The sequence below is a fragment of the Mobilitalea sibirica genome (assembly GCF_015999265.1).
GTDB classification, from domain to species: Bacteria; Bacillota; Clostridia; order Lachnospirales; family Lachnospiraceae; genus Mobilitalea; species Mobilitalea sibirica.
Map to the genome: position 1 here is coordinate 55,655 of NZ_JAEAGR010000020.1, position 8,971 is coordinate 64,625.

At 37.9% G+C, this 8,971-nt stretch carries 6 protein-coding genes; all 6 read left to right on the forward strand.

What is annotated here, in order from left to right:
- Window positions 1-5 precede the first annotated feature (5 nt).
- The 6 genes from I5677_RS15785 (at window position 6) to nifJ (ending at window position 8,855) form a co-directional block, all read left to right on the forward strand.
- Window positions 6-644: a cyclase family protein gene (locus I5677_RS15785; protein ID WP_197662617.1), complete on the forward strand. Its 639-nt coding sequence runs from the start codon at window positions 6-8 to the stop codon at window positions 642-644.
- Window positions 645-932: 288 nt separating this feature from the next.
- Entirely contained in the window at window positions 933-2,279 is a 1,347-nt protein-coding gene (locus I5677_RS15790; protein WP_197662618.1) for an APC family permease, read from the forward strand.
- A gap of 131 nt (window positions 2,280-2,410) precedes the next feature.
- Window positions 2,411-3,640 carry a DUF438 domain-containing protein gene (locus tag I5677_RS15795; protein ID WP_197662619.1) on the forward strand — a complete coding sequence of 410 codons (1,230 nt, stop codon included), beginning with the start codon at window positions 2,411-2,413 and terminating at the stop codon, window positions 3,638-3,640.
- Window positions 3,641-4,023: 383 nt separating this feature from the next.
- Window positions 4,024-4,875 carry a DegV family protein gene (locus I5677_RS15800; protein WP_197662620.1) on the forward strand — a complete coding sequence of 284 codons (852 nt, stop codon included), beginning with the start codon at window positions 4,024-4,026 and terminating at the stop codon, window positions 4,873-4,875.
- Window positions 4,876-5,388: 513 nt separating this feature from the next.
- Entirely contained in the window at window positions 5,389-5,586 is a 198-nt protein-coding gene (locus I5677_RS15805) for a CDIF630_02480 family spore surface protein (RefSeq protein ID WP_197662621.1), read from the forward strand.
- A gap of 17 nt (window positions 5,587-5,603) precedes the next feature.
- Window positions 5,604-8,855: a pyruvate:ferredoxin (flavodoxin) oxidoreductase gene (gene nifJ, locus I5677_RS15810; RefSeq protein ID WP_197662622.1), complete on the forward strand. Its 3,252-nt coding sequence runs from the start codon at window positions 5,604-5,606 to the stop codon at window positions 8,853-8,855.
- The last annotated feature ends 116 nt before the right edge of the window (window positions 8,856-8,971 follow it).

An 8,971-nucleotide genomic window follows, 5' to 3' on the forward strand; every position in this document is an offset into this window, starting at 1 on the left:
TGAATATGGACTTCAAGAATAGTTTTAAAAAAATATATGATATCTCTATGCCGATTACTCATGAAATGCCGGTTTATAAAGGAAAGGAAGCAAAGAGACCAATTATAAAAACAGAAAGTGATTTTACTAACGGATCGGCATTTGAAAGTAAGATTGAAATGAATCTTCATACCGGAACTCATCTTGATCGCAATCTGCATATGATTCCCGATGGAAATACGATTGAAAGTCTTAATCTTAATCAGGTAATAACTGGATGTAAAGTTCTCGATTTAACGAATGCAGATGAAAAGATAACGAAGGAACACCTGATAACCAAGGAGATAGAAGCAGATGATTTCATAATTCTAAAAACCAAAAACTCTTTTGAAGATATTCTAGAGAAGGATTTTATCTATTTAGATAAGACTGGGGCAAATTACTTGGTTGAAAAAAGGATAACAGGTGTGGGAATAGATTCCCTTGGTATCGAACGTAACCAATCGGAGCATGAAACACATATCAATCTTATGGAAGCCGGAATTGTTATCCTAGAGGGGCTATGTTTGAAGGATATCCCGGAGGGAGATTACTTTTTATTTGCTGCACCCATATTAATTCCCGGTGTGGAAGCAGCACCTGTCAGGGCAATATTATTAGCATAGGCGAACAATCCGTCTGTAGGGAAGCTTGATGGGATGGCTTCTCTGCAGTGCTAAAAAAGTTACATAACAACATAATATTCTGACTCGCGAAATAATAGTAAAGTCAAATACATAAACGTCGTATTTCAGTACAGGCAAATAGCAATAAAATGCTTTATATTTAAATTGACGTTATGGCTATAAACGGTGTAATATAGCAGAGTTGGATAAAAATCCGACGTATTTTATCAGGAATTATATTTTCTGACCAGACTAATATTATGACGTGTGAAAGGATAATCTTACAGAATGAACAAGAGAATTTATGGACTATTTACAGCAGTAACCATGATAACCGGTATTGTCATCGGTTCCGGTATCTTCTTTAAATCAGATGACATATTAAGCTATACCGGAGGCAACATATTATTGGGTATCATCGTATTTTTTGTAGCTGCTGTGGCGATTGTGTTCGGCTGCTTAGCCATCTCACAGCTGGCTACGAGAACGGATAAGCCCGGAGGGTTGATTGCTTATGCACAGGAGTTCGTAAGTATGGGAATATCCAGTGCTTTCGGATGGTTTCAAACATTTTTATATCTGCCAACCTTAGCGGCAGTTGTATCCTGGGTAATTGGAATTTTTACATGCCAGTTATTTGGCATAAATGCTTCCCTGGAAATTCAGATTTTTATCGGTATTGTTAGCTTAACCCTTTTATTTGTAATTAATATACTATCCGCCAGATTGGGTGGTCATGTTCAAAATGCTTCTATGATCATTAAGTTAATACCGCTAATCATAATAGCAGTAGCAGGACTAATCTTTGGAAATCCACAGGAGTTTATAGCACAGGATATTAATAATTTCGGTGAGGCAACCACCTCCTTTGGCTGGCTCGCTGCTTTTGCACCGATTGCATTTTCTTTTGACGGATGGATTGTATCAACGTCGATCTGTCATGAAATCAAGAACAGTAAACGTAATCTTCCGCTTGCTCTGACCGTATCACCTTTTATTATTCTGCTGGCTTACGCGGCATATTTTGTCGGTATTGTATCTATGGTTGGTCCGGAAACCATATTGGAACAAAAGGATTCCTCTGTGTTTTTAGTTTCTGAGATGATATTTGGTCGGATCGGAGCAAAAATCCTCTTGATTTTTGTAATTATATCCGTCATCGGTACGGTTAATGGTATTGTATTAGGCTTTATCCGAATGCCATATTCTTTGGCTCTCAGAAATATGATTCCGGGCAGTAAGATTTTAGCGAAAGAACATAAAAACTTAGGTGGTATGCCTCTGAATTCAGCTTTGTTCGCATATGTTCTGTCTATCGGATGGATGTTAGTCCACTACTTATCACAAAAATTAGGTATGCGGGGTGACGTATCTGAGATTGCAATTGGAATAAGCTATTTAAATTATATCCTACTATATTATGCTGTAATTCGTCTGGCAAGAAAAGGATCTATTCAAAGTATATTTAAGGGATACATCATTCCGATCCTTGCTATGGGAGGTTCCTTGGTTATTATATCAGGAAGTATAACCCATCCGTTATTCGTCTATTACGCTGGAATCTGTTTTATCATCATGTTGGCCGGTGTTTTATATTATGAAAAAAATAAAGATAAGATTGACTTGCCCCGGTAAGAGATAGTTGGATTTTGTTTTTAAATATTGCTTATTCCTAGGATGTATAGTATCATAAATCAGATCCAAATAAAGTAAACATAAAAAATACAAGGTATGATCAATATTAAGATTCGAATGGAGGTATGAAAATGAGTGAATATATTAATAATCGGGAATATAGACAAAAGGTGTTAAAAGAATTAATTCTGGAGCTCCATGACGGTAAAAGCGTGGAGGAAGTAAAGGAAAGATTTTCAAAGTTAATCGAAGGAATATCACCAACAGAGATATCTGTGATGGAAAATGCTTTGATTAAAGAAGGTATGCCCGTAGAAGAGGTGCAAAGACTTTGTGATGTTCATGCAGCCGTTTTTAAGGGCTCAATAGAGGAGATTCATCAGCCAACAAATCAGAGCGAAATTATTGGTCACCCGGTTCATACCTTTAAGATGGAAAACAGAGCCTTGGAAAGATTGATGAGCAAGACAATCGAACCACTACTTAGGGATTTGGAAGAGGATGATAATGAAAATACCCGTAAGAAGCTCTTAGATGGATTGAGTCAGCTGTGGGAAATTGATAAGCATTATCTGAGAAAAGAGAATCTTTTGTTTCCCTATATGGAGAAGTATGGAATTACAGCACCGCCAAAGGTTATGTGGGGTGTAGATGATGAAATCAGAGCTGATATTAAAGATACCATAAAATTGTTAAAGAAAGCAGATGCCAAAAAGGAAACGATACTGAGTAAAGTACAAGCATCTGTTGACAGGGTCAATGAAATGATTTTCAAAGAAGAGAACATTCTGTTTCCTATGGTTTTAGATACACTGGATGAAGACGAATGGTTGAAAATCGCTGCAGAAAGCGGTGAAATTGGCTATTGTATCTACGAACCTATAAAGGAATGGAAACCGGCTAGGGTGAATGTGGAAGAAAAAGTACAAAAGCAGGGAGAAGAGCCGGCCGGTGATGGATATATCCGTTTTGATACTGGAATTATGTCGCAACCGGAGATAGAGGCCATGCTTAATACGCTTCCTGTTGATGTAACATTCGTAGATAAGGATGGTGTGGTAAAATACTTTACCCAAGGAAAAGAACGAATTTTTCCTAGGACAAAAGCAATTATTGGAAGAAAGGTTCAGAACTGCCATCCACCAGCAAGTGTCCATGTGGTAGAGAAGATAGTGGAAGATCTTCAATCGGGGAAAAAAGATCATGAGGACTTTTGGATCCGAATGGGAGAGAAATACATTCTCATCCGCTATTTTGCGGTCCGAGATAAAGAAGGTAACTTCCTTGGAACTTTAGAGTTTACGCAGGATATTGGTCCTATTAAAATGATAGAAGGCGAAAAGCGTCTGATGGATGAATAAATAAGAAGAAACCTAACAGGGGTTGATGCATAATAGTTTGAATGAGAACAATTAATTCTCGAAAAGCTGTATTTTGCATTAACCCTTTTTATAATGCATGGAATATATTGAAAAAGGCATAGAAGAATACTACGAAGAAATATGGAACGGGTACTTTGCAAATAGGTACTTGACACAAACTATGGATAAAACTTATTGACAAAGAGTTACTTAATAATTATCATGAAATTAAATATATATTGGTATACAAGTTTAATGGGTGATCAATAAAGTTTTTTACATAGTATAAAATAATTTATAATAGTATTAGGTTTGTTGTATTAAGGTTGATAACTGAACTACACTAATGGTAACCACTTGTTTGGAAAAAGGAGAATGGTAGAATGAGTAGCATAAAAATATTAGCAGACAGCACCTGTGATTTAACAAAAGAATTAATTGAAGCATATGATATCAGTATTCTTCCGTTAATGATTTCCTTAGGGGCTAATTCCTTGAAGGATGGGGTGGAAATAACGCCGGATGAAATCTATCAATGGTCCAATGCTAATGGTGAGACACCAAAAACAGCGGCCCCTACCATAGGAGATGCAGTTGATTTTATGAAACCTTTTGTTGAAAAAGAAATGGATCTTATCTTTTTTGGGATTTCAGAGGCAATGTCTGCTACCTGTAATGTACTACGGTTAGCTGCAGAAGAATTAGGGTATAAACAGTTGTATGTCGTAGACTCTAAGAATTTATCGACCGGAATTGGTTTACAGATACTAAGAGCAGCTGAATTGGCAACGAAAGGCTATAGCACAGAAGAAATCCTGACTGATAACCATAGAATTAATGAAAAGGTTCGATCCAGCTTTGTAGTTGATACATTAACTTTTTTATATCGGGGAGGAAGATGCTCCGGTATCACAGCTCTTCTTGCAAATACTTTGAAATTAAAGCCGGAAATTGTAGTTATAAATGGCAAAATGGAAGTGGCAAAGAAGTATAGAGGAAACCAAAAATCAGTTATTATGAAATATGTTAAAGAGAAAGAAAAAGAGCTTATGGATGCAGATACTTCCAGAGTTTTTATTACTCATTCCGGATGCCCTGAAGATGTGATTAAGGATGTTAAAGACTATTTACATAACTTACAGATATTTAAGGAAGTAATTGTTACCAGAGCCGGTGGTGTCATATCAAGCCACTGTGGTCCGAATACATTGGGTATTTTATATATTAGCAACTAATAGCATGGATGAATAAAGTTATTCGACAGCAAGAGTAAGCTTGATTTTTTAGAATTCATAGTATAATGATGGAAAAGAAAGTACAGATTGAATAAAGCTTTGAATGCATCAACCATAATTTATTAGAATAAACGGGATCTAGGGTTACCTTAATCCTATTTGGAGCAATATAAAACATTCTTCAAATAGCGAGTGAAAGGAAACTCCAGGTCCCGTTTTCTATGGGCGGTCTCTTAATATATCTTTATTATAATCTTAATGTTTCTTTATTCTATGTAGGAAAAGTGCATCTAGGGTACTTTCTACATATATCTGTTAATTTTTGATACAATAACCCCTTATAAATAATTATATTAAAAAAATATGAATCATAAGGAAAGATAGTAATAGATAAGTAGAAAAAAGGAAACAATGTAACATAGCAGATGCAACAAGAAAGATTACAAAGGAGAAAATCCGTATCAAATTCAGATACACAGCTGATTGATTAAATCTATGAATGGAGGTTTTTAAATGATAGTAAAAGGTAAAGATGATAATTTTCAAGGAAGAAACAATAAACGGCTACATTCGTGTGACCCAACGAATAATGAAGGTACAGCTGCATGGCAAAATTCTGAGAAGAATTACAAAGTCGATTTGGTTAATAAACCGTCCTTAGACAGAGTAATGGATGCTAAGGATTGGGTAGATAACGGAAGTAAGTTATAGAAGGAGAGGTTTTTAAGATGGCTAAAATTCAAATGTCAGTCGACGGTAATACGGCTGCCGCATATGCAGCTTATGCTTTTACGGAGGTTGCTACGATATATCCCATTACTCCGTCCTCAGGTATGGCAGAATCAACGGATGAATGGTCTGCGAATGGTAGAAAGAATATATTTGGACAGGAAGTTAATGTCGTGGAAATGCAATCCGAAGCCGGTGCTGCCGGATCTTTTCATGGATCCTTACAAGGAGGAGCTCTTACAACTACCTTCACTGCATCTCAGGGGCTACTATTAATGATACCCAATATATATCGCTGTGCAGGTGAACTTTTACCCGGTGTAATTCATGTAAGTGCGAGAGCGATAGCAACCCACGCGTTATCTATCTTTGGTGATCACCAGGACGTTATGGCAACAAGACAGACAGGTTGTGCCTTGATTGCTTCCGGTTCGGTTCAGGAAGTAATGGATCTGGCTCCAATCGCCCACTTATCCGCGATTAAAGGCAGATTGCCCTTTGTACACTTTTTTGACGGATTTCGAACTTCCCATGAGGTACAGAAGGTAGAAGCTTTAGAATATCGGGATTATGCACAGATGGTGGACATGAAAGCGATAAGAGAATTCAGGGATAATGCACTTTCACCAAATCACCCGGTAATCCGCGGTGCGGCACAGAATCCGGATATCTATTTCCAAGAGAGAGAAGCAATTAATCCTTATTATGAGAACCTGGTACCAATTGTTGAAGAATATATGGTAAAGATGTCGGAATATACGGGCAGAAAATACAATTTATTCGATTATTACGGAGCAGAGGATGCAGAGTATGTAATCATTGCAATGGGTTCTGTAACCGAAACCATTGAGCAGACAATTGATTATTATAACTGTAAAGGTGAAAAATTTGGTCTGATTAAGGTTCGTCTTTATAGGCCTTTTTCTGTGGAGCATTATCTTAGAAGTGTGCCAAGTACAGTAAAAGGAATAGCAGTGCTTGACAGAACGAAGGAACCCGGTGCTGTTGGAGAACCTTTGTATGTGGATGTATGTACCTGTTACAAGGATAAGAAAGATGCTCCTTATATTATCGGAGGTAGATACGGTCTGGCATCTAAGGATACCACTCCAAATCATATCGCTGCTGTGTATGAGAATTTAAAATCCGAACAGCCGAAAAATAACTTTACAATCGGAATAGAAGACGATCTAACAAAGACCTCCTTAAGTCCGGTAAAAGGTCTTAATGTTGAACCGGAAGGAATGATTTCCTGTCAGATTTGGGGTCTTGGATCTGACGGTACGGTTGGTGCCAACAAACAGGCGATAAAAATCATTGGAGATAATTCGGATCTTAATGTTCAGGCTTATTTCGATTATGACTCCAAGAAGTCCGGTGGTTTAACCGTATCACATCTACGGTTTGGCAAAGAAAAGATACGATCCACCTATCTGGTTAACAGCGCTGATTATGTGGCCTGTCATAATCAGTCTTATGTGAATAAATATGATTTACTTCAAAATATAAAACCCGGGGGGATATTTGTTTTAAATACCCTTTGGACAGATGAAGAATTGTCGGACAATCTTCCCGGTTATATGAAAAAGAAGCTGGCAGAAGAGAATATTGATTTTTATACAATCAATGCGATCGGTATAGCGGAAGAAATAGGGCTAGGTAACCGAATAAACATGGTTATGCAGGGAGCTTTCTTTAAATTAACCAAAGTATTACCGGAAGATATCTATATACGGGAGCTAAAAGATGTTGTAGATAAAATGTATGGCAAAAAGGGTGAAAAAGTTGTAAAGATGAATCACGATGCCATTGATCAGGGTGTGAATGCAATACACAAGGTTAATGTCCCACAGGATTGGCTGAGTGGAGAAGGTAAAAAAGATGAAGAGGTAGAAGAACCTGAATTTATCAAAAAAATCATGAGACCTATGACACAGATGAAAGGTACCGATTTACCGGTAAGTGCTTTCGTAGGTAGGGAAGACGGAACCATGCCTTCCGGTACAACAGCTTATGAAAAACGTGGTATAGCGGTTAATGTTCCTGAATGGGTGGAGGAGCGTTGTATTCAATGTAATCAATGTGCATATGTATGTCCCCATGCCGTAATAAGACCGTTTTTACTGGATGATGAAGAGAAGAAGAAGGCACCGGAAACCTTTGTCACCTTAGAAGCAAGCGGTAAGGCATTTAGCGGATACCATTATAAAATTCAGATCAGTCCGATGGATTGTACCGGCTGTGGTAACTGTGCCGATGTATGTCCTGCTAAGGGTAAGGCTTTGATTATGCAACCTATCGAGACTCAACTTCCGACCCAGGTGATAAACTGGGAGTTTGCCGTAGAGCATGTCAGCTTTAAGGAGAATTTAGCTTACGGTGCATCCTTTAAAGACAGTCAATTTAAAGCTCCTTTATATGAATTTTCCGGAGCGTGCGCAGGTTGTGGTGAAACACCTTATGTAAAACTTCTTACACAATTATTCGGCGAACGAATGATGATTGCCAATGCTACCGGATGTTCTTCTATTTGGGGTGCCTCAGCGCCAGCTACGGCTTATACAGTAAATCGTGAAGGAAAAGGACCCTCCTGGGCAAATTCCTTGTTTGAGGATAATGCAGAATACGGTTTTGGTATGTATCTGGCAGCAAAGCAGATTCGTAATAAACTGGAAGACAATATGCGTAAACTGAACGGAATGAATGTAGAAGAAAAAGTTAAAGAGGCATTTCATGATTGGATTCATTATAAAGAGGATGGGAAAGCTTCCGAAGAGACCAGTAGGAAGGTAAGCGATGTACTGGAGCACTTTGTATCGACAGATGTAGAGATTGCCGATTTGGTGGATGAAATTAAACAAAACAGAGATTTTCTTACAAAAAGATCTGTTTGGCTGGTCGGAGGTGATGGCTGGGCCTATGATATCGGTTATGGTGGTCTGGATCACGTTATGGCATCGGGAGAGGATGTGAATGTTCTTGTATTTGATACAGAGGTTTACTCTAACACAGGCGGACAGGCTTCGAAATCAACACCGACGGCTGCGATAGCGAAGTTTGCAGCATCCGGTAAAAAACAGGGTAAAAAGGACCTTGGCAGAATGATGATGACCTATGGTAATGTATATGTAGCTCAGGTTGGTATCCATGCGGATAACACGCAATTGATTAGGGCTTTTAGAGAAGCAGAGGAGTATCATGGACCTTCCATTATCATAGCTTATGCCCCTTGTATTAGTCAGTTAGTGTAAAGTATTTTACACTGATTTTTATTTGATCCCTTTATTTTTCAAGGGTTACAGAGCTTTTTAAAATAAAAAAAACAATGACCCCCTATTTTCAGTTATAATTGGAGTTACCACACAAC